The 23,860-nt window shown below is 40.4% G+C and carries 45 protein-coding genes and 2 tRNA genes; 42 read left to right on the forward strand and 5 right to left on the reverse strand.

Translation table 11 applies throughout. The features are described from left to right. Positions 1-196: 196 nt before the first annotated feature. From PW252_RS02860 to PW252_RS02870, 3 genes are all read right to left on the reverse strand, one after another. A complete protein-coding gene (locus PW252_RS02860) occupies positions 197-1,045 on the reverse strand; it encodes a type II toxin-antitoxin system PemK/MazF family toxin (RefSeq protein ID WP_248050393.1) in 849 nt (282 codons plus the stop codon). Positions 1,046-1,053: 8 nt separating this feature from the next. Then, positions 1,054-1,854 carry an XRE family transcriptional regulator gene (locus PW252_RS02865; RefSeq protein WP_248050391.1) on the reverse strand — a complete coding sequence of 267 codons (801 nt, stop codon included), beginning with the start codon at positions 1,852-1,854 and terminating at the stop codon, positions 1,054-1,056. Positions 1,855-2,438: 584 nt separating this feature from the next. After that, positions 2,439-2,657 (reverse strand): hypothetical protein, encoded by a 219-nt coding sequence (locus PW252_RS02870; protein ID WP_044692075.1) that lies wholly within the window; start codon positions 2,655-2,657, stop codon positions 2,439-2,441. A 136-nt stretch (positions 2,658-2,793) separates the two neighbouring features. Between PW252_RS02870 and PW252_RS02875 the strand changes: the two genes are divergently transcribed. Genes PW252_RS02875 through PW252_RS02885 form a run of 3 tightly spaced genes read left to right on the forward strand, consistent with a single transcriptional unit; the run spans position 2,794 to position 3,447 of the window. Further along, positions 2,794-2,976, forward strand: a complete 183-nt coding sequence (locus PW252_RS02875) for a helix-turn-helix domain-containing protein (RefSeq protein ID WP_248050389.1) — start codon at positions 2,794-2,796, stop codon at positions 2,974-2,976. Positions 2,977-2,982: 6 nt separating this feature from the next. Continuing rightward, positions 2,983-3,213, forward strand: coding sequence for a helix-turn-helix transcriptional regulator (locus PW252_RS02880; protein ID WP_167786271.1), 231 nt, complete (start codon positions 2,983-2,985; stop codon positions 3,211-3,213). A gap of 12 nt (positions 3,214-3,225) precedes the next feature. Next, positions 3,226-3,447, forward strand: coding sequence for an antitoxin (locus PW252_RS02885; RefSeq protein WP_248050387.1), 222 nt, complete (start codon positions 3,226-3,228; stop codon positions 3,445-3,447). A gap of 94 nt (positions 3,448-3,541) precedes the next feature. Here the strand turns inward: PW252_RS02885 and PW252_RS02890 are convergent, their stop codons facing one another. Together PW252_RS02890 and PW252_RS02895 are read right to left on the reverse strand one after the other, a co-directional pair. Continuing rightward, positions 3,542-3,751, reverse strand: a complete 210-nt coding sequence (locus PW252_RS02890; RefSeq protein ID WP_029172966.1) for a hypothetical protein — start codon at positions 3,749-3,751, stop codon at positions 3,542-3,544. A 161-nt stretch (positions 3,752-3,912) separates the two neighbouring features. Next, a complete protein-coding gene (locus PW252_RS02895; RefSeq protein WP_248050386.1) occupies positions 3,913-4,587 on the reverse strand; it encodes a hypothetical protein in 675 nt (224 codons plus the stop codon). Between the two features lie 54 nt (positions 4,588-4,641). On the opposite strand from PW252_RS02895, the gene PW252_RS02900 reads away from it, so the two are divergent. From PW252_RS02900 to PW252_RS03090, 39 genes are all read left to right on the forward strand, one after another. After that, the gene (locus PW252_RS02900; protein WP_268933364.1) at positions 4,642-4,767 is read left to right on the forward strand and encodes a hypothetical protein; all 126 of its coding nucleotides are present in this window, start codon (positions 4,642-4,644) and stop codon (positions 4,765-4,767) included. A gap of 68 nt (positions 4,768-4,835) precedes the next feature. Then, positions 4,836-5,030, forward strand: coding sequence for a helix-turn-helix domain-containing protein (locus tag PW252_RS02905; protein WP_029997361.1), 195 nt, complete (start codon positions 4,836-4,838; stop codon positions 5,028-5,030). Between the two features lie 80 nt (positions 5,031-5,110). After that, positions 5,111-5,422 (forward strand): excisionase, encoded by a 312-nt coding sequence (locus tag PW252_RS02910; RefSeq protein ID WP_248050385.1) that lies wholly within the window; start codon positions 5,111-5,113, stop codon positions 5,420-5,422. Between the two features lies 1 nt (position 5,423). After that, positions 5,424-5,708, forward strand: a complete 285-nt coding sequence (locus tag PW252_RS02915; protein WP_248050384.1) for a hypothetical protein — start codon at positions 5,424-5,426, stop codon at positions 5,706-5,708. Further along, the gene (locus PW252_RS02920) at positions 5,698-5,850 is read left to right on the forward strand and encodes a hypothetical protein (RefSeq protein ID WP_161497484.1); all 153 of its coding nucleotides are present in this window, start codon (positions 5,698-5,700) and stop codon (positions 5,848-5,850) included. The genes PW252_RS02915 and PW252_RS02920 overlap by 11 nt, the downstream gene beginning before the upstream one ends. Positions 5,851-5,865: 15 nt before the next feature. Then, positions 5,866-6,219, forward strand: a complete 354-nt coding sequence (locus PW252_RS02925; protein ID WP_044760888.1) for a hypothetical protein — start codon at positions 5,866-5,868, stop codon at positions 6,217-6,219. A 127-nt stretch (positions 6,220-6,346) separates the two neighbouring features. Continuing rightward, complete coding sequence (locus PW252_RS02930) at positions 6,347-6,529, forward strand: CopG family transcriptional regulator (RefSeq protein ID WP_397640674.1); 183 nt, start codon at positions 6,347-6,349, stop codon at positions 6,527-6,529. Between the two features lie 175 nt (positions 6,530-6,704). Then, positions 6,705-6,914, forward strand: a complete 210-nt coding sequence (locus PW252_RS02935) for a hypothetical protein (protein WP_248050383.1) — start codon at positions 6,705-6,707, stop codon at positions 6,912-6,914. Between the two features lie 11 nt (positions 6,915-6,925). Next, positions 6,926-7,366 (forward strand): hypothetical protein, encoded by a 441-nt coding sequence (locus PW252_RS02940; RefSeq protein ID WP_248050382.1) that lies wholly within the window; start codon positions 6,926-6,928, stop codon positions 7,364-7,366. Between the two features lie 9 nt (positions 7,367-7,375). Then, positions 7,376-7,711 carry a hypothetical protein gene (locus tag PW252_RS02945; protein WP_248050381.1) on the forward strand — a complete coding sequence of 112 codons (336 nt, stop codon included), beginning with the start codon at positions 7,376-7,378 and terminating at the stop codon, positions 7,709-7,711. Then, positions 7,701-8,495 (forward strand): replication initiator protein A, encoded by a 795-nt coding sequence (locus PW252_RS02950; RefSeq protein ID WP_248050380.1) that lies wholly within the window; start codon positions 7,701-7,703, stop codon positions 8,493-8,495. The genes PW252_RS02945 and PW252_RS02950 overlap by 11 nt, the downstream gene beginning before the upstream one ends. 12 nt (positions 8,496-8,507) lie before the next feature. Next, positions 8,508-9,335, forward strand: a complete 828-nt coding sequence (locus PW252_RS02955) for an ATP-binding protein (RefSeq protein ID WP_248050378.1) — start codon at positions 8,508-8,510, stop codon at positions 9,333-9,335. Positions 9,336-9,343: 8 nt separating this feature from the next. Then, on the forward strand, positions 9,344-9,505 hold the full coding sequence (locus PW252_RS02960) for a hypothetical protein (RefSeq protein WP_248050375.1): 162 nt from the start codon (positions 9,344-9,346) through the stop codon (positions 9,503-9,505). After that, positions 9,505-9,633, forward strand: coding sequence for a hypothetical protein (locus PW252_RS02965; RefSeq protein WP_316716838.1), 129 nt, complete (start codon positions 9,505-9,507; stop codon positions 9,631-9,633). The genes PW252_RS02960 and PW252_RS02965 overlap by 1 nt, the downstream gene beginning before the upstream one ends. 13 nt (positions 9,634-9,646) lie before the next feature. Further along, positions 9,647-10,123, forward strand: coding sequence for a siphovirus Gp157 family protein (locus tag PW252_RS02970; protein ID WP_248050374.1), 477 nt, complete (start codon positions 9,647-9,649; stop codon positions 10,121-10,123). Between the two features lies 1 nt (position 10,124). Further along, positions 10,125-10,757 (forward strand): ERF family protein, encoded by a 633-nt coding sequence (locus PW252_RS02975; protein ID WP_248050373.1) that lies wholly within the window; start codon positions 10,125-10,127, stop codon positions 10,755-10,757. Further along, a complete protein-coding gene (locus PW252_RS02980) occupies positions 10,754-11,143 on the forward strand; it encodes a single-stranded DNA-binding protein (RefSeq protein ID WP_248050372.1) in 390 nt (129 codons plus the stop codon). The genes PW252_RS02975 and PW252_RS02980 overlap by 4 nt, the downstream gene beginning before the upstream one ends. Positions 11,144-11,149: 6 nt before the next feature. Beyond that, the gene (locus tag PW252_RS02985) at positions 11,150-11,329 is read left to right on the forward strand and encodes a MerR family transcriptional regulator (RefSeq protein ID WP_044775184.1); all 180 of its coding nucleotides are present in this window, start codon (positions 11,150-11,152) and stop codon (positions 11,327-11,329) included. Positions 11,330-11,363: 34 nt separating this feature from the next. Then, a complete protein-coding gene (locus PW252_RS02990; protein ID WP_316716839.1) occupies positions 11,364-11,708 on the forward strand; it encodes a RusA family crossover junction endodeoxyribonuclease in 345 nt (114 codons plus the stop codon). Next, positions 11,701-12,039: a MazG-like family protein gene (locus PW252_RS02995; protein ID WP_248050370.1), complete on the forward strand. Its 339-nt coding sequence runs from the start codon at positions 11,701-11,703 to the stop codon at positions 12,037-12,039. Before PW252_RS02990 ends, PW252_RS02995 begins: the two co-directional genes overlap by 8 nt. 2 nt (positions 12,040-12,041) lie before the next feature. Then, positions 12,042-12,251 (forward strand): hypothetical protein, encoded by a 210-nt coding sequence (locus PW252_RS03000; protein ID WP_238139087.1) that lies wholly within the window; start codon positions 12,042-12,044, stop codon positions 12,249-12,251. 182 nt (positions 12,252-12,433) lie between these two features. Continuing rightward, positions 12,434-13,012 (forward strand): hypothetical protein, encoded by a 579-nt coding sequence (locus PW252_RS03005; RefSeq protein ID WP_248050369.1) that lies wholly within the window; start codon positions 12,434-12,436, stop codon positions 13,010-13,012. Beyond that, the gene (locus PW252_RS03010) at positions 12,981-13,535 is read left to right on the forward strand and encodes a DUF1642 domain-containing protein (RefSeq protein ID WP_248050368.1); all 555 of its coding nucleotides are present in this window, start codon (positions 12,981-12,983) and stop codon (positions 13,533-13,535) included. The genes PW252_RS03005 and PW252_RS03010 overlap by 32 nt, the downstream gene beginning before the upstream one ends. A gap of 347 nt (positions 13,536-13,882) precedes the next feature. Beyond that, complete coding sequence (locus tag PW252_RS03015) at positions 13,883-14,281, forward strand: YopX family protein (RefSeq protein WP_248050366.1); 399 nt, start codon at positions 13,883-13,885, stop codon at positions 14,279-14,281. Beyond that, a complete protein-coding gene (locus PW252_RS03020; RefSeq protein WP_248050365.1) occupies positions 14,274-14,486 on the forward strand; it encodes a hypothetical protein in 213 nt (70 codons plus the stop codon). Before PW252_RS03015 ends, PW252_RS03020 begins: the two co-directional genes overlap by 8 nt. After that, the gene (locus tag PW252_RS03025) at positions 14,483-15,013 is read left to right on the forward strand and encodes a helix-turn-helix transcriptional regulator (RefSeq protein WP_248050362.1); all 531 of its coding nucleotides are present in this window, start codon (positions 14,483-14,485) and stop codon (positions 15,011-15,013) included. Before PW252_RS03020 ends, PW252_RS03025 begins: the two co-directional genes overlap by 4 nt. A 330-nt stretch (positions 15,014-15,343) precedes the next feature. Continuing rightward, positions 15,344-15,784 (forward strand): ArpU family phage packaging/lysis transcriptional regulator, encoded by a 441-nt coding sequence (locus PW252_RS03030; protein WP_099831245.1) that lies wholly within the window; start codon positions 15,344-15,346, stop codon positions 15,782-15,784. Between the two features lie 138 nt (positions 15,785-15,922). Next, positions 15,923-16,012 (forward strand) — tRNA-Ser (locus tag PW252_RS03035). Positions 16,013-16,015: 3 nt separating this feature from the next. Further along, positions 16,016-16,121 (forward strand) — tRNA-OTHER (locus tag PW252_RS03040). A gap of 191 nt (positions 16,122-16,312) precedes the next feature. Next, positions 16,313-16,747, forward strand: a complete 435-nt coding sequence (locus PW252_RS03045; RefSeq protein ID WP_248050599.1) for a terminase small subunit — start codon at positions 16,313-16,315, stop codon at positions 16,745-16,747. Then, positions 16,731-18,011, forward strand: coding sequence for a PBSX family phage terminase large subunit (locus PW252_RS03050; protein ID WP_248050601.1), 1,281 nt, complete (start codon positions 16,731-16,733; stop codon positions 18,009-18,011). The genes PW252_RS03045 and PW252_RS03050 overlap by 17 nt, the downstream gene beginning before the upstream one ends. 10 nt (positions 18,012-18,021) lie before the next feature. Then, positions 18,022-19,530, forward strand: a complete 1,509-nt coding sequence (locus tag PW252_RS03055; RefSeq protein ID WP_248050603.1) for a phage portal protein — start codon at positions 18,022-18,024, stop codon at positions 19,528-19,530. Beyond that, positions 19,511-20,863 carry a minor capsid protein gene (locus PW252_RS03060; protein ID WP_248050605.1) on the forward strand — a complete coding sequence of 451 codons (1,353 nt, stop codon included), beginning with the start codon at positions 19,511-19,513 and terminating at the stop codon, positions 20,861-20,863. The genes PW252_RS03055 and PW252_RS03060 overlap by 20 nt, the downstream gene beginning before the upstream one ends. A 2-nt stretch (positions 20,864-20,865) precedes the next feature. Beyond that, on the forward strand, positions 20,866-21,117 hold the full coding sequence (locus tag PW252_RS03065) for a hypothetical protein (RefSeq protein WP_248050608.1): 252 nt from the start codon (positions 20,866-20,868) through the stop codon (positions 21,115-21,117). 174 nt (positions 21,118-21,291) lie between these two features. Further along, on the forward strand, positions 21,292-21,537 hold the full coding sequence (locus PW252_RS03070) for a hypothetical protein (RefSeq protein WP_248050611.1): 246 nt from the start codon (positions 21,292-21,294) through the stop codon (positions 21,535-21,537). A 7-nt stretch (positions 21,538-21,544) separates the two neighbouring features. Next, the gene (locus tag PW252_RS03075) at positions 21,545-21,736 is read left to right on the forward strand and encodes a hypothetical protein (protein ID WP_248050613.1); all 192 of its coding nucleotides are present in this window, start codon (positions 21,545-21,547) and stop codon (positions 21,734-21,736) included. Positions 21,737-21,922: 186 nt separating this feature from the next. Beyond that, positions 21,923-22,498 (forward strand): DUF4355 domain-containing protein, encoded by a 576-nt coding sequence (locus tag PW252_RS03080; RefSeq protein WP_248050616.1) that lies wholly within the window; start codon positions 21,923-21,925, stop codon positions 22,496-22,498. A 1-nt stretch (position 22,499) separates the two neighbouring features. Further along, on the forward strand, positions 22,500-23,384 hold the full coding sequence (locus tag PW252_RS03085) for a phage major capsid protein (RefSeq protein WP_248050619.1): 885 nt from the start codon (positions 22,500-22,502) through the stop codon (positions 23,382-23,384). A 20-nt stretch (positions 23,385-23,404) separates the two neighbouring features. Beyond that, positions 23,405-23,761: a phage head-tail connector protein gene (locus tag PW252_RS03090; protein WP_248050621.1), complete on the forward strand. Its 357-nt coding sequence runs from the start codon at positions 23,405-23,407 to the stop codon at positions 23,759-23,761. The last annotated feature ends 99 nt before the right edge of the window (positions 23,762-23,860 follow it).

Here is a 23,860-nt window from a genome sequence, read left to right on the forward strand (position 1 = left end):
TAATTCTTTATACATGTTGCCTCACGCTTCGCTTTGGTTGGTTGATAGCGTGGGCTTTTTTGTTACGTTTCAATAATTAAGAAGAAAAGCCTCACTCGCTAAAGTGAGGCTTAATGGTCTTCGAGAGACCAAATCTTTATTATGTCGTCTAGCGACCTTGTAAGATAATTATAAACCTCGTTTGTAAAAATGTCAATTATTTTATGATGTAATTTTTCAAAGCTACATCAATTCGATCCATTGTTTCTTTTGAGAGAACAATGTCGTATAATACAGATGTTTGATTTTTAGGATCAAAAATCCGCATTTTGCTAATAGTCGTTACTTGGTTTAAGAGTGCTATGCTCCCTTTTTTCATTTTTAAAACTTGCCTTGCGATATTTTTTAAGTTCTCCTCTTCTTTATCCAATTCATCTATCAATTGTTCAAAGCTCTCTTTATCCTTTGTGATTCCATCCATATCGGAAAGAATGGCTTGCGACCTTTTGGCTAAAGTTATTGGATCAGAGCTATACTCTTCAAACTCTACCAAAAGTGATTGTTCAAGTTTGGAAAGTCTTTCTATTATGTCTGAATATTGTCTGTTACTTTCAGCTTGCTTTTCAGTTAATTGAGCTTTCTTAGTTTGGAGTTTTAGGCCTAGTAATTGATAGAGTTCGTCCCCGAGATTTAATTTGAAATGCTCTAGATGTTCCAAATTTGTTTCAGGTTTTATTGATGTTAGTGGGAGTATCGTCACAACGGAGTTTCTACGTGAGTCACTAGTATTTAAAACAATTCCATAGTGAGGACCACCGTACTCTTGGCCAAGGTTGAAACCGAGATTGGCGCTAACAATGCTCCCTCTTTGTAATGCAGGCAGCCGTTTAGATTGGAATTTATTTTCAAATTTAAGAAAATTTGTCCAATCTCTTATCCAAGTTATTATTTTAGTAGCTTTTGAACTTTCTCCTTTGGATATTAAACTGGTCAGATACTTATCTAATGCGGTCAATACTTCTTTTTTGAAATGGGTGACCTCTTTATTTGTCATTTGTTTTACCATGTTTCCTCCTATCCCCTATAAATATCCACCACTTCACCGATGGTGCGCATGTCTTCGGTGAAGGGGATGTTGTCATAGTCTGGGTTCAGTGACTGTAGATGGTCGCTTTTTAGTTTCTTGACGTAGTTTTCGCCGTCAACTTGGAAAATTCCGATTTTGTTTAGATCTACCTGGTCCTTGAGTTTGATAAAGAGGAAGTCGCCGTTTTTGATTTTGGGTTCCATGGAGTGGCCAACGACGACTGCGACGGTGTCGTACTTGCTTTCGTCCGGAATGTCGTCTGCGTAGAAGTCCACCATGGTGTCGTAGTCATCTTCTTGCCAGTAGCCTGTCCCTGCGGACACCTTGCCTGGTACGGGTAGGCTGATACGCTTCCTAGCGTCGTATTCTGCCCGTTTTTCTGATATGTCAATGACTTTTCCTTGCTCTTCGGCTAGAAGCGTCTCAGAGGTCGCTAGGAGCTTATTCTTGCGTGTGTTGTTGAGCTTGTCATAGTTAGATAGCAGAATAGTCTTACGTGGGTCGAAGTTGGGAAGAGGGATGGAAGAAGAAGGGATTGTGGATTTAAACCGTGGGTCTATATCTGATTTCTTCAATCCAAAATAATCTGCGATTTTTTGGACGTTACCAGGAATTGGCAATGATGTTCCTTTCACATACCCTGTTAATGTACTCGGCGGAATACCCGTCCCCCTTGATAAATCGATTTGTTTTTTATTCTGTTCCGTCAGATATCTATTGATGTTAGCAGAAATCACGCTCATCAATTCAATTTCTTGCGGTGTTAATTTTCCTCTACCGCGAACCATAACATTATCTCCTTTTTTATCTTTACTATATAATATCGAATTATTTCGTAATTGTAAAATAAAAATACAAAATTTTTTCGACTTTTTTCGTAAAAACTGTTGACATACGATTTAATTCGTAGTATAATCTAATCAAGGTTAAGGAATTAACCGAATCAAAACAGGAGGAAAAGCAAATGGTGGACATACTAAAAAGCCTAGCTGATAACGATTTAGCAATCCCGATTATCATTCTAGGCTTAGTAAGAGAAGCTCGCTTATGGCACAAACAAGTGCTTGAGCACAAGCGGAACTTACAAAACAAAAAGTAAGAGCAAGGGGCGAAAGCCCCAACCTCTTATTTGAAGTATACCACCATTTGCCAAAGAATGCAATGATCTATTGGTTAGCTGGTTTGTTGGTTCTATCGTTTGTGATACGGCAGATTGTGAAGTGGAGGAAGAAGAAATAAAGGAGGAAGAGATGAAACCGAAGCGTTATCCGTATAGCGGGCGAATAAAAAAGCAACCTGAAGAACAGATTGCTTTTGAAATATCGAAGTTGCAAGTCATACTATCCCAACTTTCTGATAATCTTAATTATTTTTACTCGAAAGTTAAATAGCCGTTTCCTTCATCTGTGACATGGTAACCAGATTTTCTTGCTTCTTCAATAATCTCGTCTTTGGACATGTTGTAGTTATGGTAGTTTATCGACGCTTTAGGATGATCATGTTGGGTAGTAAAAATCATAGTTAAGTAGGAATCTAATTCCTCCCAACTATATTTTTTACTAGCGGTTGGTTTTGGATTTAATTTGTTCATACCTATCTCCTTTCTATCAAAATTTCATGAATAAAAGATGTTGGGTTATTCATGAGAATATTATAGCACAAATTACTAGATATAGTATTACAAATATCTTACATTACTATATCTAGTGATTTACAAGGAGGATATTATGTGGGAAAAACTACAAAAAATATTGGTAGAACGAGGGCTGACAGTCGTTGACTTGGCAAAAATGGCAGGTATTCCAAAGACAAGCATATATAATGTCAAGCATCACGATATTGGTTTCAAAAAAATGGAAAAAATCGCTGACGCTTTGGATGTCAGCCTAGATGAATTTAGAAAGGGGTGAGGGGTATTGAAATGGTCTTTAAAAGCATTGCGTGTCAATGCTGGTCTTACTGCCAAAGAGGTAGCTGATATGGTCGGCATCCACCAGCAAACGCTTTTGAAATACGAAAATGATAGCAGTCGAATTAGAGCGGACTTACTTGCTCAATTAGCTGAATTTTACAAAGTTGCACAAGACGATATTTTTTTGGGAACGAATTACGAATTAAAACGTAATTTTGTAAACCAACCAAACTAGAAAGGGGCTAACATGTCAAAACAAAGATACGGTCGCCCAAGTACAGGGCAGAAAGGGAATAACCGTCCTACTGTGGTCATTAGTCGTGAGAACTACGACGAGGTTGATAACTTGTCGCTTGGTACAGGAATGAGCCGTAGTGCTATTATTGATTATTTTATCAGTGAAGGCTTGAAACGTGCTCGTATTGAAGAAGTCATCATCAAGACTAAGCGTCTAGTTCTTGAGGGCTAGAAAGGAGACGATTATGAGACCGAATCGAATTTTTCATGGAAACGAAAAACCAACAAACGCAGTAGAGGGCGATTGTTGGTATAGAGATGGAGAATTATTGGTGTTTAAGAACGATTGGGAACGTTGCGTAGACATCGACGAAGCCATCGTGAATAACACTCAATAATTCATTGCCGTCAGCAAAGAGCATTTTTGTCACTTCAGCACCTTTGATAGAGATGATTTCTCTACCTTCAGCAGACGGTGTTGAGTAGGACACATTGTCGCTTTGCTTGAATCGAACATGGAAGTAGTTAGGTTCCATGTGATTCACCTCCTTTCTGTGTTGATATATCGATTATAGCACAGGGAGGAGAACCGACCAAACTAGAAAGGAGAAGGGGATGAACGAACTAGAAAGAACAGCCCTCAATGAAATACTGAGGACTGTGACGTATATTGCGGAGAAGGTGGATGAACTTGGCGCTAAGATTTCTTCGAGCGACTCACAAGTTCTTGAGCATCAAGAAAATTGAGCTTCATTTCCATGTAGTGAATAACTCCGTGAAGGTAATTTTTGAGATGAGAAAAATCTTTATCAGGATTATTTCTATAGTAATGACCTTCGTCATTACCAATATAAGCAGATGCTAGTGCAAATGTTTTAAGATCATCATCCTTGATATATTTTTCGATAACCTGTTTTAACGGCATTTTAATGATTTTATCTTCGTCATCAGGATTTGTGACAATAGAGAAATCTTTAACGAAAAACTCAAGCGCCTTTCGATATCCGATGCCTGCGATGTGGTCGAGCTGTTCATGTTCTGCTTTTAGAGCTTGAACATAGATTTGTTTTCCAATTGGAGAAACTAACTCTACATCGTCAGATATAGGTATGTCACTTGGGAGGCTAGGGGTAACATTAAGATGTTCGACTATGTAGTCATTTGAAGTGTAGGTTGCAATAAACTCTTCATTCCAAAAGTGAAGACACCCTAAACATCTAAAAGTAGCTACTACACTATTCGCTGTATTATTTAGTTCGAAGTAAGTGGAATTTACTAAATGGGGATTGGTTGGCTTTTTGCAATTAGGACAAAAGTCGTCAATCTCAACAGTTTTCTTTAATGAAGATGCAATACTTATTTTAGTTAGCATAATTTACCTCACGTTTTTATTTTTATTATAGCAAATTTAGAAAGGAGTGAGAATATGGATAAATTGGATTCGATAATAAAAAAACTCCAAACTATTGAAGATTTGGAGAAAAATAAAGATATTTTATTAGAGTGTTCGGCAGAACTTATCTCGCTATTTAATCATCAGTCATGTCAATGACATTTGAATTTGGAGAAATACTGTTTTTGATTGAATCAATTGTGCGTTGGGCTAAGGAGTAAAACAATATGTTGTGGAAAAATATCGAACGAATTTTGGCTGAAAAAAATTTTTCGGTTTATAGGCTAGCATTGAATGCAGGACTTGATCCAGCAATGCTTTATCGACTTCGTGACGGAAAGGTTAAAGATTTGCACTTTGAAACAGTAAAAAAAATCGCCAAAGCTCTTGATGTGAGTCTGGACGAATTAGCAAAAAGCTAATAAAAATAGCCCCATGACAAAGGTCAGGAGCTTACAAAAAATTTCTAACAAAATTATATCACAGAAAGGAATGAATGGCTATGCCAAAAGCAGAATTAGTTTACAGACCAGCTAAGCAATCTGAAAAGGCAGAAGCTGGTGACTATGCACACCTTTGCCAAATCTGGGAAGGATTGACTGTTACAACGGCTAAAGTTTGGGCTGCAGAAATGCGTGAGCATCCGGACTTCAGGGAATACATTGAAAATCCAACTCATCGAATTGTCTTTGTTAACTACGAAGGTTTCCGATTGTTTATCAAGTGGAAAAGTCGTAATCGATACAGACCCAAGAAAGAAACATTGGCAGAAATGCTAGAAAATATCAAACGAGAAAAACAGTTAGGAGTTTAGAATGACAGAATCTATTTTTATAGCCATCGGAACCTGTGCAGTATTTGCCATTCCGTGTGTAGTGGTTGCGGCGATTGATTACAGGAATGCGGAAAAACGACGCAAGGAACGTGAAGCGGAATTACTTAGAGAGCAACTGACAGCCCTAGCTTGTGAACGTGCAGTTGAAGCTGATCGGTTAGCGCGGAAATCTAGTGCTCAACAAACACTTGCCAATTGGGAACCAATCAAATTCGCTGATGCACCAGCCTGCTCGGCTAGAAAGTGGGGCAGACATGCAGGATAATCATACAACGGTTGAAATCAGTGTTGAAGAATATATTCAACTCCGGAACAAGGTAAATGACTTGCAGACAGAAAATCGATATTTGAGAACAATCGTCGATTCTGTGGCGGTCGTAATGAAGAATAGTGGGATTTGTAAGTAGAAAGGATTTTAGAATATGACGGAATTTCAGAAGATGATTAACAATATGACGGAAAATGAGCGGGTTGTTTTTGCAGAGGTAAAATATGCAACATTTGATAACCCAAAACCTCGAAAAGATATTACTCGAGTGACTGGGATTGAGAAAAGAACTGTAGAACAAATTGTCGTTAAGTTGAGAAACAAGTTCAAAATCCCTGTTTACGGGCTAAAACGTGACAACCATTTCGGTTATTTCATCGCTCAGACAGAAGAAGAACGGCAAGCAGGTATCGCAGCATACCGCAAACAGATTGACACCTCTATTAAGAATTTAGGTGTCATGGTGGAGTTGGATTTAGAAGCTTATCAGTTATTAGTGGCTAGTTAATCCGCAATCGTGTTAGATTGCAGTGTCCTTTAAAAATTGAATAGAGTACGCAAAAAAAAGTTTGGTTTAGGGGGTTGACATTATTGACGACATAAATTATAATATTTGTGTCGACATGAAAGGAGTGATGAACTCAGTGAGCGACAAACCTAAAAAAGTAGGACGACCAAAAGGCGTTAACTCAAATACAGTTAAATTGACTGTGAGAATTAGCGAGGAGTTGGACAGCAAATTAAATAAATATGCTGAAGAAAATAACTTGACTAAACCAGAGACTTTGAGAAAAGCTTTTGAAAATCTTACAAAATAAAAAGAAGACCTGCTACACTCTCAACCGACCAAAGCGATAGTGTAACAAGTCCTAGCACCCACAAAGTAGGCACGTAAATATTATAACATGCGTACTCTATTTTGTGAACCCTTAAAAGATACAGGGATAAAATAGGGTACGCTTTTTGTGTACCTTGAAATCGAAAGGACACATCATGGAAGAACTAACATTAACAATCGAGCAAACATTAACATTGATTGCCATTTTGACACCTCTGAACCTCTTTCTATGGTTTTGCGTTGGTTTAGGCACTTTTCAAGCCCATAGCAAGCCGAAAAAAGTTTCCGAGGGTAAACACACCAGACCCCTGACTAATGCGAATTATGGGGCTTATATTCAGTCACAAGGTAGATATTACAACTAGGAGGCAATCAGATGGCAAAAACATACACATTAACCGAAGAAGAATTAGAAGCGCTTATCAAGGAACGCATGGAACACAAGCCAATCACACCGCAAGGATTGTTTAGCCCTGTAGCTTTTGAGGGTAGCGAGTTGCTGGAAATCAACCAGAAGTATCCTGAAGTCGTAGCAAGGCTGAGCCAAAATTGGCGAGTGAAGTCCGTCAACCCTGTTGGCTTTATCTACACCAACAAACCACGGTATAACGAAGTGATAGACGAAACAAGCTACCACAAGTTGTCATTTGGACAGATTCACAATTCTGTTCGCTCTCTGGTCTTGAATGTTTTCGGCAAATCCAATAACCGAGACTTGACCGAAGAGGAATACGAAATGGCGCAGGAGCTATATGCAGAACTGAAAGAGTGGTATATCCGTGCTTATGATAAGCGATTGGAAACATTAGAAAGTTGAGGGAAGAATATGAGAGCAAGATTAAGTGAGTTTAAGCCGGCATTTACAGCTTGTTTCGAACAAGGACCTGTCGGATATTGTATTACTGTAAATTACAACGATTACATTGCTATTGAAATAGACTATCGAAACACTATATTTTGTAGATTTAAGCAAGCAGAATTTAATAACGACTACGAGGAAGATAGTTTCATTATAGTCGACTGCATAACAAAAACTAATCGCAGAAAAAGAATCAAAGTTGGAGTTAGCTATGTAACAGCAATCAATAAAATTGCTAAACAGGAATATTTAGAGCGTATCAACAACATAGCGATAGAGGGTGTATATTCAAATGGAATCTAAATACTTTACTGTTGACGATTTTGAGATGGCGCAATTCTATCAAATGCCCAAAAATTTCTTCCACGGGGAAAAGTACAGAGAACTTTCTGGATATGCCAAATTATTATACATGATTGCGATTGATAGACATAAGTTGTCCATTAAAAACAACTATATAGATGGTGACGGAAGAGTTTATCATTTTCTAACTGTCGAGGCGATACAAGAAATTCTAGGGATTTCTAAACCCACTGCGATTAAAACAAAGAAAGAACTGATTGATTTTGGGCTCTTAGAAGAAAAAAAAACTTTCAACCAAGCTAGTAAACTTTACTTGATTAAGTATGTTGTTAGTAAAAATACTTTATCTAACGAGGTAAAAAATCTTTACCTCGTAAGTAAAAAATCTTTACCTACGGAGGTAAAAAATTTTTACCCTAATAATACTGAATTAAATAATACTGAATTAAATAATATAAATAATAATACTAGCGAGCAAAATCCCTTGAAAAAAATTGTCTACACCATTAGACAAAATTGGGGAAAAGATTTAACACCAATTGAACTTGAAACCGTAACGAAGATGTTGGGTGATTACCCGTTTGAGATTATTGACTTCGCTATCTCAGAAGCGACATTGCGTAATAAGAAAACAATTCGCTGGGTGGAGAGGTGTTGTCTAGACTGGTATGTCCATAACAACTTGGAAACTGTCACGGCGATACAGGATTATTTACTCGCTAAGAAGAGTTGGACAAGGAAAGAGGTTGACACACCAGACCCAAACTACCCACCACCCTACTAGAAAGAGGCGCAAATGAAGATTGGAGAAGTCCATGATGTGATAGATGAGATGTGTTTGAAACATCAGGTCTACCTATGGCGAACAAAGCATAAGGTCATGGTTAAGAATGAAACAGTGCCACGGTATATCACTTGTTGCCCTGAATGCACCAGGGAGAAGATGAACGAGCAACAGATTAGAGAGGTAGGCCAAGCCTTGGAAGCTGAAACGTGGGCTAGTTCGTACGACATATTCGCCAAGAAGAGCATGATACCAAAAGAGTTAAAAGACGCATCTTACAAAACCTACACGATTACCAATCGAATCGAGGGAGAAGCGAAACAGTTTGCTTTAAGGCTGAATGAGTTTTACTTTAAGCACCAAGGCAAAGGGAACGCTATTATCCAAGGTAAGCCCGGTATCGGCAAGAGCCATCTGTCTATCAGTATCGCTAGAAAACTAAATATGGACTGGCGGTCAATCTCTGAACCGAAGAGCGTGTTGTTCATCTCAGTGCCGAAGATGTTTCAGCGTATCCAAGAGGGGTTTGGTTACAAAGACGGGACTAGCGCCCAGCAGATGATTGACATGCTCACAAAAGCTGATTATCTCTTTCTGGATGACCTGGGTAAGGAATCGACATTTGGCAGACAAGCCAAGGAAGCGAACGACTGGAAGCAAAATATCCTCTATCAGATTTTAGACGAACGTGACACAACCATCATCAACACCAATTTGACAGGGGAACAGATGCAGAAGGTGTATGACCGCTCACTTGTTAGCCGAATTATGAAAGGTGCGATGAACAATATCTTTAAATATCCAGATAATGCACAGAGTAGACGAGAATTACCGTTTTAGGAGGAACAATGCAAGAAAAATTGAAAATGATTACTGACCATGAAGAGAGGTATGGTCAGATAGGCGACGAGGTCAGAGGACTGTTATTGCAGCAGAAACACCACATTATCCAGAAGAAACTGGATGAGTGGGCCGGTTGGTCCGAGATTGGCGGAAAGGTGGAGTTTTGATGTTTGATTATGATACATGGTTAAGCACACCGCCAGAACCGCTGGTCGACATCTGGAAGATGGACGAAGATGAAGACAGAGCCTATGACGAATGGAAAGACAATGTAGCTATAGGCTATGAGGCTTAGCAAGGAGAAAATAATGAGCTATCTTTACGAACTTGAAGGGATTTATGCACAACTGGAAGCGATGGAGTTAGACGATGAAACATTCAATGACACTTTGGATAGCATTGACTTCCAAGGAGATTTGGAACAGAACATCGAATATTTTGTCAAGATGTGGAAAAACGCATTATCAGATGCAGAATGTTTCAAACAGGCGAAACAGGAATTTTACGAAAAAGAAAAAAATGCCAAAGCTAAGGCAGAAAAATATAAGGAAGCCATTGAACGAGCTTTGAAGATGAGCAATAAACAAAAAGTGATCGCTGGATTGTTCACTGTCTCACTCCGAAAATCAAAGCAAGTGGACATTTTAGACGAAACAAAAATACCACTTGAGTTTATGAAATTGGAGTACAAGCCTATTAAGACTGAATTGGCTAAACATTTAAAATCTGGTGAAGTCATCGAAGGCGCAACATTGATTGAAAAAGAAAGTTTACAGGTAAAGTGATATGACGATGAGTTTTGCGGAATTACAAACAAAAATGCAAATCGGTAAGACTAGCAAGCAGGGAGTTAAATATACTTTTCGAAATGCAGAAGATATTTTCACGCATTTCAAAACATTGAATAGCGGTTGGGAAATTAATGTGTCTGACGATTTGGTGGAAGTAGGTGACAGGATATTTGTTAAAGCTACAGCGACTGCTAAGAAAGGTGATGAAGTTCGTTGCGCTACTAGATTTTCAGAGCTTGACACTGTGCCGATTTTGAACACAAAAGATTATAAAACTGGCGAGCTTAAACAAGTCCAACAAATGCAGGTGCCGCAATGGACAGGAGCAGTTAGTTCCTATGCAGGAAAATATGCTTTGCAAGGTTTATTTGGGATTGGTGAAGAGGATGTTGATTCGTTAGTTGATGAAATCGAGAAGAAAAAAGAAGCGAAGACTAAAATACCGACAGAAGTAGTCAAAGCATACAAGGACGCTATTCAGTTTGTTATCGAACGGACAGGCAAGAATGACGGTTCAATCACAAGATGGTTTTGTGAAAAATTAGGAGTTGCCAGAATCGAAGATATAACCATGGAGCAAATCTCGCTAGCAGATGGGCTATTAAAGAAATTGGAGAATAAGCAATGAAAGTAACAAACAAAGGATATATCAATTTTAACAACGAGTACAACAAAAAGACAGACACAATGATGACTGCCAGTATGAGCTTTGCGAATGGGAAAGACGAAGACGGAAATTGGAAGAATGGCTACATCAATGTTATTGCTTTCCGTGATAACATTCAACGATTGGAAAATGCTATCGGTCAGTTGGTAGAGATCGAGGGTACTTATCGCTTAAACGAGTACACAAACCAGCAAGGTCAGGTTATTAAGACACCGCAGATTATTATCGATACATTTTTAAATGGAAATAGTGGTAATTTCCAAAGTGGAAACAACCAAGGAGGCTATCAGCCCCCATTTGGTAATTCAAACCCTATGGACATCTCTGATGATGACTTACCATTCTGATTTTGTATGGTAGCTCATGAAAAAGAGTACGCTCTCTACAAAGGCGATAAGCTACTGGCAATCGGTACCGCAAAAGAATTAGCTGAACAATTCGGTGTGAAGGTATCGACGATACATTTTTACAAGTCGCCGGCCTATATCAAGCGAACCAACGAGACGAAAGCGAGGCGATTAGTTGAAGTTTGAATTTATTTTGTCTAACACTAAGCGCAAAAAAGAGATGTTGAACGCTAATGACAGAATGAGCTGGGCACGGAAGGCTAAAATTACCGCCTATCTTCGCCAAATTGGGTGTTTAAATATTCCCAAGGGTAAATATACCCCTTACACAAAAAAACGCCCCTGTGGGCTTGTGGTGACGATATACGCACCGACTAAAAGACGGATGGATCCACCGAACTTTTATCCGACTGTGAAAGCCTTGGTTGACGGCATGACAGACGCTGGCATCTGGACAGATGATAGTCATGAGGTGATTAAGTTTATGACGTTTGAGTATGGTGGTTTGAGTGGCCTGAAAGATAAATACAGAATCGAAATAGAGGTAAAAGAGATACATGAGTAATTTTGAAGAATTGAAAAATAAAGTTGTCCATTGGGCATTAGAGAGGGATTTACATGAGGCAGACCCTAAAATCCAATGGATGCGAGTGACAGAAGAAGTCGGTGAAATCCGAGATGTGTTATTAAAACCAACCAAGTTCGAGAATCCAGAGCGAGCACTAAAAGATGCGCTCGGTGATTCCTTGGTCACTTTGATTGTACTGGCCTATCAGTTGCGATTGGATTTGGTCGATTGTCTAGAAGTCGCATACGACGAAATCAAAGACCGTAAGGGACGGATGGTGAATGGTACGTTTGTGAAAGAGGAGGATTTGAAAGGGCGGGGAGATTAGTATTGGAATGGATTGACCTAGCACTTTCTACACCCACAAACAAATCGGGTATTATTGCCAAAATAGATAACGACGGATATACATACCCACATTACAGCTTAAAACGTAATAAAGCTGTATCAGTTATTGATGTTTTAGCAATCCAACGTGATTGCGATAGAGTCGGGATAGCATTAGCGGATGTCTATCCTAGGCAGATTACATTATTTTAGGAGGGGGAGTTGATGTTAGTCGATGAAATTATAACAACCTGTCACAAAATCAACACCAAGCCCAATATCCATCTCGGAGAGGTGCAGGACGTGTACGAGTCCAAGGATGGGCAGATGCGGTATTACGTTAACAGGAAGAATGGTGTCGCCTATCTATACGCCACACAGGAAAGAGGAAAGCAATGGGTCTTGTCAGATTGTACACAGAAGAAGAACTAGATTATCTTTGGCTGGCTATCGAAGATAAAGAGAGCAATTATGAAGACGTGGCTGCTTTACTTGGTCGTACAGTATGCGGTGTGAAAGGTAAGGTTTGGAAACTTACAAAAGGAACCAATAAAGGTGGATTAGTTAGACGACCTTGGACATCGGATGAGATTGACGAATTACGTCAATTGTATCCAATTCTGCCTATGGAAGCTGTTTGTGAGAGATTGAAACGGACCAAAAGTGCTATTAAGACACAAGTTGTCCGATTAGGTATTCGCAAGCATGAGATGATTTATCGCGACGAAGATGAAATCAGATATTTAGCAGAACAAGGGTTATCATACCGTGAGATAGCTGAGCGGACTGGTGGGACGGTCAAAAATTTAAGAAACTATGCTTACGAGCACGGTATCAAGGTCCAACCAGAAAAACGGAGCGACAACCATCCTTGGCGATTGGATGCGGAAAAGATATTTGCCCAGAAAGAACGTTGGAGAAAGGAACATTTGGAGGAAACAGATGAAGAAGCAGGAAGCGTTAAAACGAATTGAACAAATGGGAGAGTATGAACGTTTTGTAGATGAACCAATATCAAAGGCATCGGTATTAAATATCATCTCCCAAATCCACGAACCGCAGAAGGTTGTGGTGCCGAAGTATGTGGCGGAGTGGATAGATACATTAGATGAACATGGTCTGTTCGGTCTCAATTATGATGTTGTTGACGAATCTGTTTGGAATTGGGTTTACAAAAATTATGATTGCAATGTAAAAAAACTACACTTAGCTTATCTTTATGGCTACGAGATTGAGCGGGAGAAGCTATACACGGTCGAGATACCAGGCCCAAATTGCCTAGATGTGGTCACATTTTTGTGTAAAGAAAATGGAAAGGTATTTATTGGAGGTGATATCTTTTGGGATGAGCTACCCAACTATAACTGGAAAAAAGACCCAGATAATCAACTCACCGAATCCGAAATTAAACAGGATTTTGAGTGGGCTTGGCAGTTTGCGAAAGAGGTGAAGGCAGAAAATGACGACCAACGTTGTCCAATTCATACCGAAACATGATATATGCCATGAATGCTACAAGAGAAGAGCAATAAAGTTGTGTGATTTTATAATTGGTCAGACAGGAATAACATTCTATCGAAGTTTCAGTTTATTTAAAAATCAGCAACCAAGGTTTCTTACCTGTGACAAGCAACTCTGTGATAATTGTTCTAACAGATTTCACGGTATGGATTTATGTAAAAATCACAACAAAAAAATGACAGGAGGCAGAAAATGATACCGAAAATTGAGACCTGCGAAGAATGCGGGTGCAAGTACAAAGAGGGCACATCGGACTATAGCAGTATCTTTCAGACAGGGTACTGTGGCGATTGTTTGGTTGAACGTGTAGAAAGAGGAGAAGAATGGTAGTACCGAAGTTTAGAGGAGTGTCAATTTCAGACAATAATAAAGGTCAATGGATGTATGGTAACCTGATTATAGATGGGAACTATGCTTATATCGTGAATGGTGTCATTGAGAGTAACGACCAGTACATCACTATCGCTGAATGGCGTCCAGTAGACCCTAAAACTATTGGAGCATCCACAGAGGTGTTTGATAAAAATGGCAAGGAGATTTTTGAGGGAGATGTGGTTAATATTTTTGATGAAAAGTTGTCGAAAATCTATTATTCAGAAGGAGCTTTTTGTGTAGAGGTTCTGAATGGAGGAACACCTTTACACGTCTATTTATCCGACCACCTTGAACTCATCGGCAACATCTATGAGAATCCGGAATTGGTGGAGGCAACCAATGACTAACGAAAAACTAGGCGTGCTTCTGGTCGATGTGCCAGAGCCGAGCATGTGGGAGTATACCTATGTCGAATTAGATGATGACAGAGATAGGTTTAGCATTGAAGATACTGCAGTAGTAAAGGTGGTATCTCAATTCGGGTACAAATGCACCCAAGAAGAAGCAAAGAAATACCCACAATTTCGGTGGGTAGCGTTGGAGGATTTATGATTAAACGGCATAGATTTAACAAACACGCACCGAAACCCGAGCCAGAACCGTATGCAGAAGGCACATTGAAAGGTCTACGGTTGAAGCTTGGCATGACGCAGAAAGAGCTTGCGGAACTATTGGAAGTCCCTAAAACAACTATATGTCATTGGGAACGCAAACATACCAATCCGCCTGATGTTATACATAAATTGCAGAAGATGCACGAAGATACTAAAGACCATATCAAAGACGATGGTGTAGACATCATTGAAAAACTCAGTTACCTTAAACATCGGCTCGGAATATCATATGACAGCCTGGCTCAATTGGTTGGAGCTAGCCATGGAACGTCTGTCAAAGATTGGATGGACGGTGCAAAAACAAAATTGAAATATGTAGCAGAAATCAATCGCATGTATGATGAGTTAAAAGGCCAAAGTAGACCGAAACTCCGAAAACACAGACCGACTTTCTGTCAGCTAGACCCACTTGACAAGACTTCGTGGAAAGTGAAAATTGAAAATCCGGTTATTGCGTGGCGGTAATGTCAGGCCTACCGATTGTCACAGGTCGGTTGGTCATTCTGCCAAAAATAAAAAAAGAAGGAGGAACTCCTTTGCGAAATAAATATACACATTATTGGACCAATGGCAGTACGGTCAGCCACAAATAACATTTAACTTTACAGTCGTTGTCCCTTGTGGATTGTGGTAAAACAAGGGAAATACCGCAAATAAAGAAAGGAAACAATCTTAAATATTTCACCGTCCAAAACCCTATTGCGGTACGGGTTGAGGACAAAATAAAAAAGCCAGCACACTTGTACTGACTGTGAGTAAAACCTAAAACTATTATATCACAAAAGGAGTACGGCAGTGCGGTTATTTAAAGAAATAGATAAGTATTTTACGAAAAAGAACGCTTACGAAGTGCTAGAATTATACAGACGGTACGCCAGAATGGCTGGCGAGGAATACACACCAAAATTGACCGCCACGTACTCTTTTGAACCAAAATCAAGTGGATTTACTAACAAAGCTACTGAAATTCAGGTCACGAATAGAGTTGCTGCGTGCGACGAGTTAGAAGAAATCACCAAAGCGATTAACAGAGTTATAGACCCGTACATTAGGCAGATACTGATTGAGAAGTATTGCAAATGGCACATTAAGCAAGATAAAGCTATCTATACCGATTTAGGGTATTCTGAAAGCGAGTTTTATCGTATGCTCGAGCGTGGAGCGATTGAGTTCGCCGAGAATTACCGTGGTGGTGAGTTACTGGTCTTTCGTAAGTTTTTGGGAGACATTTGCTAGTAACTTGCAAGTGAATGAGCGTTTTTATGTAGTAAAATAGTATTATCGGATACCGAGAAGAGATATGTATTTACATTTTTCAGTCATTATTAATTGACAACCAATCTCCTTAGAAAATCGAACTCGGTATCTATTTCGGGAGAGTTGGCAGAGTTGGTCGAATGCGCCCGTTTGCTAGACGGGTGGCCGCCTACGTGCGGTCCGTAGGTTCGAATCCCACACTCTCCTTTCGGGAACATGAGCCAAGATTGGAAATTGGCAAGGGTAGCGCCCTGAGCAAGTCCGTGTGACGTCCACGGCATAACGCTATGTGCAGGTTCGATTCCTGCTGTTCCCGTTAAGGCGATATGGCAGTCAACTGTTACAGCGTGCCTAAGTCGTTATAATGTGGTGGCAACCTGGTTGGAAACAGCACAATTCTTAGATGTGTCAACAGTAACATCGCAAACCCACACAGCTTAGTTGGAAGTCTAAGCAAAGTCACACAACGAAGTGTGGCTTTTTATTTTACAGAAAGGTGGTAGAAAATTGAGCAAATTAACGCTTAAACAACAACGTTTTGCAGATGAGTATATCATCTGCGGAAATGCGACTGAAGCAGCAATTAGGGCTGGGTATGCAAAGCGTTCGGCCCAGCAAGTTGGAAGTGAAAACTTGTTAAAACCTGTTATCAAAGCCTATATCGACGAACGGCTGGAGGAGCTGAAATCAGAAAAGGTTGCTGATCAGCAGGAAGTGCTTGAGTACCTCACATCAGTCATGCGAGGTCAGACTCAGGAACAGACACTGTGCAGTATAGGCGAGCTTGGTCAGCAGGTCATAGATATTGATGTCGGAGCTAAGGATAGAATTAAGGCTGCTGAATTGATTGGCAAACGATACGGTATCTGGACAGATAAGCAAGAAATCACTCAACGAACGATTGAAATCAAGGTAGGTGAGTGGGATGCTGACGAAGACTAGACCTAAAATCAATATCGTCATTAACTATCCCAGCAGAGTCTTCAATAAGCACATCTACGACAAGCTCTACGACTACTCGACATTTACCGAGGTACATTACGGTGGAGCATCTTCTGGAAAGAGTCACGGAGTCATCCAAAAGGTCGTCTTTAAAGCGTGTCAGGACTGGAAGCATCCTCGTAAGATTTTATTTCTGCGAAAGGTTGGGGCCACAGTCTATGATTCGATTTTTGAGGATGTCAAGCAATGTCTTGATTATTTTCAGATTCTGGATAAGTGCAAGGTTAATAATTCAGCCTATCGGATTGAGCTGCCAAACGGTGCTCAATTTATTTTCAAGGGTCTAGATAACCCAGAGAAAATCAAGTCCATCAAAGGTATTTCGGACGTGGTCATGGAAGAAGCGTCGGAGTTTACTTTGGATGATTACACACAACTTACACTACGTTTGAGGGATAAGAAGCACAAAATGAAACAGATTTTTTTGATGTTTAACCCGGTATCTAAAGTTAACTGGGTCTATAATGCATTTTTTGTTAAAAAACCTAAAAATACCGTTGTCTATCAGACGACATATAAAGATAATCGTTTCTTGGACAAAATAACTCGTGAAAACATCGAGGAGCTGGCTAACAGAAATGAAGCATATTACAAGATTTATGCCCTGGGGGAATTTGCAACTCTAGACAAGTTGGTGTTTCCAAAATATGAGAAAAAGTTGCTCAACAAGGACAACATGAGGCATCTGCCGTCCTACTTTGGTCTTGACTACGGTTTCATCAATGATCCGTCAGCATTCCTGCATGTCAAGATTGATGATGAAAACCGAAAGCTCTACATCATGGAAGAGTATGTGAGAAAGAACCTGACGAACGACAAAATATCTGAAGTTATTCAAAGCCTCGGATATGCCAAGGAGGAAATCAGGGCGGACTCGGCCGAGAAGAAATCCAACCAGGAATTAAGAAACTCTGGCATACCTCGAATCATCGACGCTAAGAAAGGTCCTGGGTCGGTCATGCAGGGCATCCAGTATATCTTGCAATATGACATCGTAGTAGATGAACGTTGCGTGAAGACCATTGAAGAGCTTGAGAACTATACTTGGAAGAAGGACAAGGCTACGAATGAGTACATCAATGAGCCTGTTGATAGTTACAACCACTGCTTAGATGCGGTTAGATATGCTATCCAAGATAGAATTTATAAGCAGAAGAAATCACAAAAAGAAAGATTAAGAAATGCTATTAGGGCTTTTCGCTAGGAGGTGAGAGATGGAAGTAGAGTTTTTGAAAGGCACTCGTTTTGTTCAACTAGCCAACGAGCAGATAATTATGCTGCAGGAAGATTTTGATGCAATTGAATGGGCGTCGCAAGAGTGGATCAAACAATTACAACGGTACGTGTCAACCCACAGAACTAACCAACTGCCTCGATTGCAAGAGCTCAAGCGGTACTATCTGGGAGATAATAACATTAATTACCGTCCAGCTAAGACCGATGAGTATGCCGCCGATAACCGTATTTCAAGCGATTTTGCTAAATATATCACTACTTTCGAACAGGGCTATATGCTTGGTCAACCGGTAGAGTACGAGAATGCAGACGAGGAACTGTTGGTCAAAATCAAGGAATTTAGCGACCAGAACAACGAAGAGTACCACAATGTACTCATCAAGAAAGATTTATCAATCTATGGTCGTGCTTACGAATTGATTATGCCTTATCGAAAAGATGATAAGTCGCAAGTCTTGGTGAAATTGTACAAATTTGATCCAGAAAAGACTTTTGTCATCTATGACGACGGATATGATAAGCAATCTCTCATGGCAGTCAATTACTACAATATTGACTATGGTATGGGACATAAAAAATTCATTATCAAGGTTTATACGGCAAACGCAATCTACACCTATGTTGACGATAATCAGCAAGTCACAGGTATGACATTGACCAACGAGGAACCTCATTATTTGCGAGGTGTCCCTATAAACGAATATAGCAACAATGAGGATAGGACAGGGGCATTTGAAGCAGTCCTAGATAACATAGATGCTTATGACTTATCACAGTCAGAATTGGCCAATTTCCAGCAAAACAGTAACGATGCGCTATTGGTTATCATCGGCAATCCTCATACGGGTAGTGAGGAAGATTTTGACGAAGATGGGAATCTTAATCCTAACGGGGCCTTGGCAGTGACAAAAAGCTTTAAAGAAGCTCAAATCGTGTTACTTGATGACAATCCTAACCCAGACGGAGCTCAGCCGAATGCATTTTACTTAGTCAAGGAATACGATTCATCAGGGGCGGAAGCTTACAAAAAACGCCTTGTAGCTGATATCCTTCGATTCACGTTTACACCAGACACCAACGATGACAACTTCGCTGGCACGCAATCTGGTGTGGCTATGAGATATAAACTCATGGGCTCGGAGAATTACCGTGGAATGTCAGAAAAGTTATTCCGTAAGGGATTGATGAGACGACTACGGCTCGCAGTCAATGTCTGGGCAATCCGTGGGTCAGAAGCTACAAACTACGATGCGATTAACCAAACGAATATCGTATTCACTCCGAATCTACCTGCGAACGATAATGAGTTGATCGAGCAAATCAAGGCTTTATACGGCATTATCAGCGATGAGACTTTGTTCAGTTTGCTATCTTCATTCACTGGGGTAGATGCTGAAGAGGAGCTGAAGCGTTTGAAGGCCCAGGAGCCAGAAGTGGAGCCACAGCCACGGATTGTAGGTGAGAAAGATGACCAAGAATCACAATGATTATTGGCAGAAGCGGGTCGATGACATCTTCAAACATCAGGATATGACCGACGAGGCTTTTTTTAAGGAGTTATCTCAAATCTATTCCGAGGCTTCTTTGAGCTTACAGAAGGACTTGTTTGAGTTTTACAACAAGTACGCTGAAGATAATCAGATTAGCTTAGCAGAAGCTCGTCAGAGGCTCATCAGGGAAGATTTGAGCAACTATCGGGCAAATGTCGAACGGTACCGAAAACAGGCTGAGAAAGACCCTGAACTACTCAGACGAATCAATGAGCAGTATATGTCTTCCATGGCCAGTCGAATGGATGTGCTAAACATGGAAATTGTTTATAAGATGGGCGTGTTGAAGGGATTGCTGGATAAGTCTTTTGAGTCTTATCTAAAATCTAGTGCCGAGTATGCTTATCGAAAGGCCATGGGAGGTAGGTCGGGCACGTTGAACGACCCAGCACTCAGAGAGGTCATCAGGACCCCGTTTGAAGCCAAGAATTACTCCGAGCAATTGTGGGGTCACGTCGATAACTTGGCCAGGGATTTGAAAGAGGCCTTGAAGCGAGGTTTTGTTCACGGCGAACATCCTAGAGTATTGGCCAAAGAACTTGCTAAGAAGTACACTGTGGCCAAGCATCGTGCGGAGACATTGATTAGGACTGATGGGACTGCCGTGGTAAACGCTGCGACCGCTAGACGGTACATGGACGCAGGGTTGGAATATTATCGCATCCTTGTCCACATGGACAATCGTACAACAGAGATTTGTCGCAGGATTCATGCAGAAGACAAACGATATAGACTAGATGAAATGAAGGTTGGGCTGAACGCTCCGCCTTTTCATTTTAATTGCCGGTCAGGGATTGTGCCTGATGAGGAGGAGCTTGGGATTGAAAGAGAGTACATGAAAGAATTTAACACTTACGAGGACCCGATTAGAGAATTCATGGGGTCAGCGTTTGAAAGTCATCCAGAAGATTCCAAGAGGGTAATCGAGTCCTTAGAAAAAATCGGTGTTGAAGTAGTTTTCGGGGAGTCACCAAATATGACCTATCAAGGCTCTCCTGTTTTAGGAAATCCTGGACGAATTTATATAAATAAAGAAGCTAGCTATAGTGCATTGGTCCACGAAGCAACACATGCGAATGATGATTATTCGAGAGGTTGGACAGCATCGCGAGATGTTTGGGACAAAGATTTAGCTGTTTGGTACGAGACAAGAGCATATGATGCAGAAATTGCGCTAAATAAGTTGCTTAAGGTTCCCGAAAGTTATATAATTAGATTAGAGAAACTCAAGGAAGAAGCAATAAAATCAATACTTGAAAGGGGGTACTAGTTATGGGTGTAATGGAAAAAGCGAATTTTATAAGAAATTCCGTTTTGCGAAAGGATATTTCAGAAAAGACTGTGACCGAATTAAAATCACTTCTTTTCGACAATCAAAAAGTCCCTGTCACTCATGCCCCAATCAGTGCATTAGCAATAGCAGCATTAGATGTACTTGGAATTGATGGATTTAAGGGTAATGATATTGATGTCGAATACTATATAGAGCTTTTTAAAAATATTAGTTATAACTTAAGCACCTAGAGAAATCTATGTGCTTTTCTTATTCCCAAAAGAATGGAGTATTATGATACAACTACTTTGGTATTTTATCTGCTTTTTATTTTTGTCGTTGGTCGCACTTTTGTTGCTAGCGCTGTGGGTTGCAATCGTTTATCAGTTTTTGTCTGATATTATTTCAAAATTCAGAGGTGAATCATGAACAAGCGTATCAAGAAGAAGCGCTGGCTTGAAATTAAGTTAGCTGAGTGTTTAGCTCGTGAGCATTTGCTTATGTCAGCTGTGATTGAGCAGAATGACAAGATTGTTAAGCAGGCAAAAGAAATCACTGACCTACGTTTGATTATCGAACGCAATGCCCAGGCTACTAATTCGAGATTTGATAAAATCGAAAAACAAGTGGCCAATAGCAACGCCAAGAAGTCTTGGTTTGGTAGAAAGTAGGAGAAAAATGGAAAAACAAATTATTATTTTTTTGAAAAATGGCGAAACATTATTGTTTCAAGATGTAAGTAATGTGGATGTGACAGATGAATACGTTTCTTTTGATTATTTTGGCAAGAGCACAAATCAAGAAAAAGGCGGGGTGTTCTTTTTGGATAATATTGCAGGTTGGTCTGCATCAGCAGTACTTTTACAATAGGAGGTGGTCACTCATCTTGACAGTAGGAAAGACTACTTGAAATTACTCTAAATTACTTAAAACTGGTTGAAATCGACCAGTTTTCTTTGTGTCCAAACTTTGCTAGCGACGTTAATCCTTGCACTGTATCGCCGCCGGGCGTAAAACGAGATTATCGGGTGGCGGCGTAACCGCTGGAGGACAATTATGTCAGAAGAAATCAAAGAAGAAGTATCAACAGAAACCGAACAAGTCGACACACAGGAAACAGTTGATACCAAGCAGGAACGGACCTTTACGCGTTCAGACTTAAGCAAGATGATTGCTGCTGAGCGCGCCAAGTGGGAGGCCGAACAAGCCAAAGCTCTGGAAAATGCTAAGAGCGAGGGAGAACGTTTAGCTAAGCTATCAAAAGATGAGCGTGCTAAGGAAGAAGAGCAAAAACGACTAGACGCCATCGCAGAACGTGAACGTGCGATTGCTGAAAAGGAAATGCGAATCGCTACCTTGGAAATCCTACAAGACGAAGGTCTGCCGATAGAATTCTTAGATGTTGTTTTGGCTGATTCCGCGGATCAGGTAAAATCTAACATCTCAAACTTGCGGACAATCTTTGATGGAGAAGTTGAGAAGCGTGTGGATGCACGATTGACTCAACACAAACCACGCCAAGGGAACACCCAGGGTGGATATACAAAGGCTGAAATCATGGCGATTTCAGACACCGAAAAACGCCAGCAATTAATTGCTGAGAACAGACATCTATTTACAAGAGGAGGCTAAAATGGCTGAAACAAATTTGACTAAAATGAATGACCTTGGAGAAATCAAGACGATTGACTTTGTCGAGAAATTCTCCACAAATATCAAAGAACTATTGCAACTTTTGGGCGTGACACGTATGCTGCCGCTATCCAGCGACATGAAAATCCAGACTTACAAATGGGATGTCGTAGAGAAGACTGACGCGGTCGGAGAAGGCGAAGACATCCCGTTGTCTAAAGTTACTCGCAAGAAAGCGAAAGAATTTACTGTGGAATGGTTTAAACGCCGCCGTGCAGTAAGTGCTGAAGCGATTGCTCGCCATGGTGCTTCCCGCGCTATTGATGAGGCGGATTTGAAGTTGATGCGCAACATCCAAAACGGTATCAAGAAGCAATTTGTGACTTTTTTGGGTGCAAATCCAACTCGCATCGAATCTACCAGTTTGCAAAAGGCTCTTGCTGCTTCTTGGGGTAAAGCTGCCACTTTTGAAGAATTCGACGGTGCACCGCTTGTCTCTCTGGTTAACCCGCTTGATGTCGCTGATTACCTAGGCGATACTAAAGTGCTAGCCGATGCTTCAAATACCTTCGGCATGACTTTGCTCAAGAACTTCTTAGGTACTGAAAACGTTATCGTATTAAACGCTATTCCACAAGGAAAAGTCTATACGACAGCAGTCGAAAACTTGGTGTGGGCATACTTAAATGTCAACTCATCAGATCTCGGAAATCTCTTTGCTGACTATACTGACGAAACTGGTTTTATCGCAGCATCTCGTGACCGCCAATTGAAAAACTTGACTTTTGAGTCTGTGTTCTTTGGCGCTAATACGCTCTTTGCTGAAATCCCAGAAGGTGTTATCGAAGCGACTATTCAAGCAGCCGCACCAGGCGTTGGTGGGTAATTAACGACAGGAGGGATTCAATGGACAAAACGAAACTCAAGGCTGAAATAAAAGTCTACAAAGGGATTGCAAGCACAGATACCACTCAAGACGAATTGATAAATTTGGCTATTGATGAGTCCATTGAACGCATCCTGGCTAAAATCAATGATTATAGCGAGACAGATATCCTAAGCATTCCCGAAAGTTTGACTTTCGTGGTCCGCGATGTTGCTATTAAGCGATACAATCGCTTGAATAGTGAAGGGGCTAAGGCTGATAGCGAGGAAGGACGGTCGTTTAATTGGGATAGCTATCTCGACGAGTACGATACAACCCTTCGTCGTGTTGCTCTCGGCCGTAGACAGACAGGTCGAGGTGTTGCTAGATTTTTCTAGGAGGTCAATATGATTTATAGCGACCGTGTAGTTTTAATTCGAACAATAACCAAAGATGAATACTTGGGACAAACGAAAGTCAAGGTTGAATCCAAGCCA

Origin of the sequence: Streptococcus sp. 29887 (genome assembly GCF_032595075.1) — a bacterium.
Lineage (GTDB): Bacteria > Bacillota > Bacilli > Lactobacillales > Streptococcaceae > Streptococcus > Streptococcus iners.

What these genes read in the sequence shown, in the direction of transcription:
- PW252_RS03085 (WP_248050619.1), top strand. Translation starts at nt 22,500, where the DNA reads ATGGCTGAAACAAATTTGACTAAAATGAATGACCTTGGAGAAATCAAG.
- PW252_RS03065 (WP_248050608.1), top strand. Translation starts at nt 20,866, where the DNA reads ATGGGTGTAATGGAAAAAGCGAATTTTATAAGAAATTCCGTTTTGCGA.
- PW252_RS02985 (WP_044775184.1), top strand. Translation starts at nt 11,150, where the DNA reads ATGGTAGCTCATGAAAAAGAGTACGCTCTCTACAAAGGCGATAAGCTA.
- PW252_RS02920 (WP_161497484.1), top strand. Translation starts at nt 5,698, where the DNA reads ATGCAGGATAATCATACAACGGTTGAAATCAGTGTTGAAGAATATATT.
- PW252_RS02945 (WP_248050381.1), top strand. Translation starts at nt 7,376, where the DNA reads ATGAGAGCAAGATTAAGTGAGTTTAAGCCGGCATTTACAGCTTGTTTC.
- PW252_RS02970 (WP_248050374.1), top strand. Translation starts at nt 9,647, where the DNA reads ATGAGCTATCTTTACGAACTTGAAGGGATTTATGCACAACTGGAAGCG.
- PW252_RS03010 (WP_248050368.1), top strand. Translation starts at nt 12,981, where the DNA reads ATGAAGAAGCAGGAAGCGTTAAAACGAATTGAACAAATGGGAGAGTAT.
- PW252_RS03020 (WP_248050365.1), top strand. Translation starts at nt 14,274, where the DNA reads ATGACTAACGAAAAACTAGGCGTGCTTCTGGTCGATGTGCCAGAGCCG.
- PW252_RS02930 (WP_397640674.1), top strand. Translation starts at nt 6,347, where the DNA reads ATGAACTCAGTGAGCGACAAACCTAAAAAAGTAGGACGACCAAAAGGC.
- PW252_RS02960 (WP_248050375.1), top strand. Translation starts at nt 9,344, where the DNA reads ATGCAAGAAAAATTGAAAATGATTACTGACCATGAAGAGAGGTATGGT.
- PW252_RS02910 (WP_248050385.1), top strand. Translation starts at nt 5,111, where the DNA reads ATGCCAAAAGCAGAATTAGTTTACAGACCAGCTAAGCAATCTGAAAAG.
- PW252_RS03080 (WP_248050616.1), top strand. Translation starts at nt 21,923, where the DNA reads ATGTCAGAAGAAATCAAAGAAGAAGTATCAACAGAAACCGAACAAGTC.
- PW252_RS03075 (WP_248050613.1), top strand. Translation starts at nt 21,545, where the DNA reads ATGGAAAAACAAATTATTATTTTTTTGAAAAATGGCGAAACATTATTG.
- PW252_RS02905 (WP_029997361.1), top strand. Translation starts at nt 4,836, where the DNA reads ATGTTGTGGAAAAATATCGAACGAATTTTGGCTGAAAAAAATTTTTCG.
- PW252_RS03070 (WP_248050611.1), top strand. Translation starts at nt 21,292, where the DNA reads ATGAACAAGCGTATCAAGAAGAAGCGCTGGCTTGAAATTAAGTTAGCT.
- PW252_RS03050 (WP_248050601.1), top strand. Translation starts at nt 16,731, where the DNA reads ATGCTGACGAAGACTAGACCTAAAATCAATATCGTCATTAACTATCCC.
- PW252_RS02925 (WP_044760888.1), top strand. Translation starts at nt 5,866, where the DNA reads ATGACGGAATTTCAGAAGATGATTAACAATATGACGGAAAATGAGCGG.
- PW252_RS03015 (WP_248050366.1), top strand. Translation starts at nt 13,883, where the DNA reads ATGGTAGTACCGAAGTTTAGAGGAGTGTCAATTTCAGACAATAATAAA.
- PW252_RS02935 (WP_248050383.1), top strand. Translation starts at nt 6,705, where the DNA reads ATGGAAGAACTAACATTAACAATCGAGCAAACATTAACATTGATTGCC.
- PW252_RS02865 (WP_248050391.1), bottom strand. Translation starts at nt 1,854, where the DNA reads ATGGTTCGCGGTAGAGGAAAATTAACACCGCAAGAAATTGAATTGATG.
- PW252_RS03005 (WP_248050369.1), top strand. Translation starts at nt 12,434, where the DNA reads ATGGGTCTTGTCAGATTGTACACAGAAGAAGAACTAGATTATCTTTGG.
- PW252_RS02995 (WP_248050370.1), top strand. Translation starts at nt 11,701, where the DNA reads ATGAGTAATTTTGAAGAATTGAAAAATAAAGTTGTCCATTGGGCATTA.
- PW252_RS02915 (WP_248050384.1), top strand. Translation starts at nt 5,424, where the DNA reads ATGACAGAATCTATTTTTATAGCCATCGGAACCTGTGCAGTATTTGCC.
- PW252_RS02990 (WP_316716839.1), top strand. Translation starts at nt 11,364, where the DNA reads ATGTTGAACGCTAATGACAGAATGAGCTGGGCACGGAAGGCTAAAATT.
- PW252_RS02980 (WP_248050372.1), top strand. Translation starts at nt 10,754, where the DNA reads ATGAAAGTAACAAACAAAGGATATATCAATTTTAACAACGAGTACAAC.
- PW252_RS03090 (WP_248050621.1), top strand. Translation starts at nt 23,405, where the DNA reads ATGGACAAAACGAAACTCAAGGCTGAAATAAAAGTCTACAAAGGGATT.
- PW252_RS02955 (WP_248050378.1), top strand. Translation starts at nt 8,508, where the DNA reads ATGAAGATTGGAGAAGTCCATGATGTGATAGATGAGATGTGTTTGAAA.
- PW252_RS02860 (WP_248050393.1), bottom strand. Translation starts at nt 1,045, where the DNA reads ATGGTAAAACAAATGACAAATAAAGAGGTCACCCATTTCAAAAAAGAA.
- PW252_RS02900 (WP_268933364.1), top strand. Translation starts at nt 4,642, where the DNA reads ATGGATAAATTGGATTCGATAATAAAAAAACTCCAAACTATTGAAGAT.
- PW252_RS02870 (WP_044692075.1), bottom strand. Translation starts at nt 2,657, where the DNA reads ATGAACAAATTAAATCCAAAACCAACCGCTAGTAAAAAATATAGTTGG.
- PW252_RS02975 (WP_248050373.1), top strand. Translation starts at nt 10,125, where the DNA reads ATGACGATGAGTTTTGCGGAATTACAAACAAAAATGCAAATCGGTAAG.
- PW252_RS02965 (WP_316716838.1), top strand. Translation starts at nt 9,505, where the DNA reads ATGTTTGATTATGATACATGGTTAAGCACACCGCCAGAACCGCTGGTC.
- PW252_RS03055 (WP_248050603.1), top strand. Translation starts at nt 18,022, where the DNA reads ATGGAAGTAGAGTTTTTGAAAGGCACTCGTTTTGTTCAACTAGCCAAC.
- PW252_RS02875 (WP_248050389.1), top strand. Translation starts at nt 2,794, where the DNA reads ATGTGGGAAAAACTACAAAAAATATTGGTAGAACGAGGGCTGACAGTC.
- PW252_RS02950 (WP_248050380.1), top strand. Translation starts at nt 7,701, where the DNA reads ATGGAATCTAAATACTTTACTGTTGACGATTTTGAGATGGCGCAATTC.
- PW252_RS02940 (WP_248050382.1), top strand. Translation starts at nt 6,926, where the DNA reads ATGGCAAAAACATACACATTAACCGAAGAAGAATTAGAAGCGCTTATC.
- PW252_RS02885 (WP_248050387.1), top strand. Translation starts at nt 3,226, where the DNA reads ATGTCAAAACAAAGATACGGTCGCCCAAGTACAGGGCAGAAAGGGAAT.
- PW252_RS02895 (WP_248050386.1), bottom strand. Translation starts at nt 4,587, where the DNA reads ATGCTAACTAAAATAAGTATTGCATCTTCATTAAAGAAAACTGTTGAG.
- PW252_RS03025 (WP_248050362.1), top strand. Translation starts at nt 14,483, where the DNA reads ATGATTAAACGGCATAGATTTAACAAACACGCACCGAAACCCGAGCCA.
- PW252_RS02890 (WP_029172966.1), bottom strand. Translation starts at nt 3,751, where the DNA reads ATGGAACCTAACTACTTCCATGTTCGATTCAAGCAAAGCGACAATGTG.
- PW252_RS03060 (WP_248050605.1), top strand. Translation starts at nt 19,511, where the DNA reads ATGACCAAGAATCACAATGATTATTGGCAGAAGCGGGTCGATGACATC.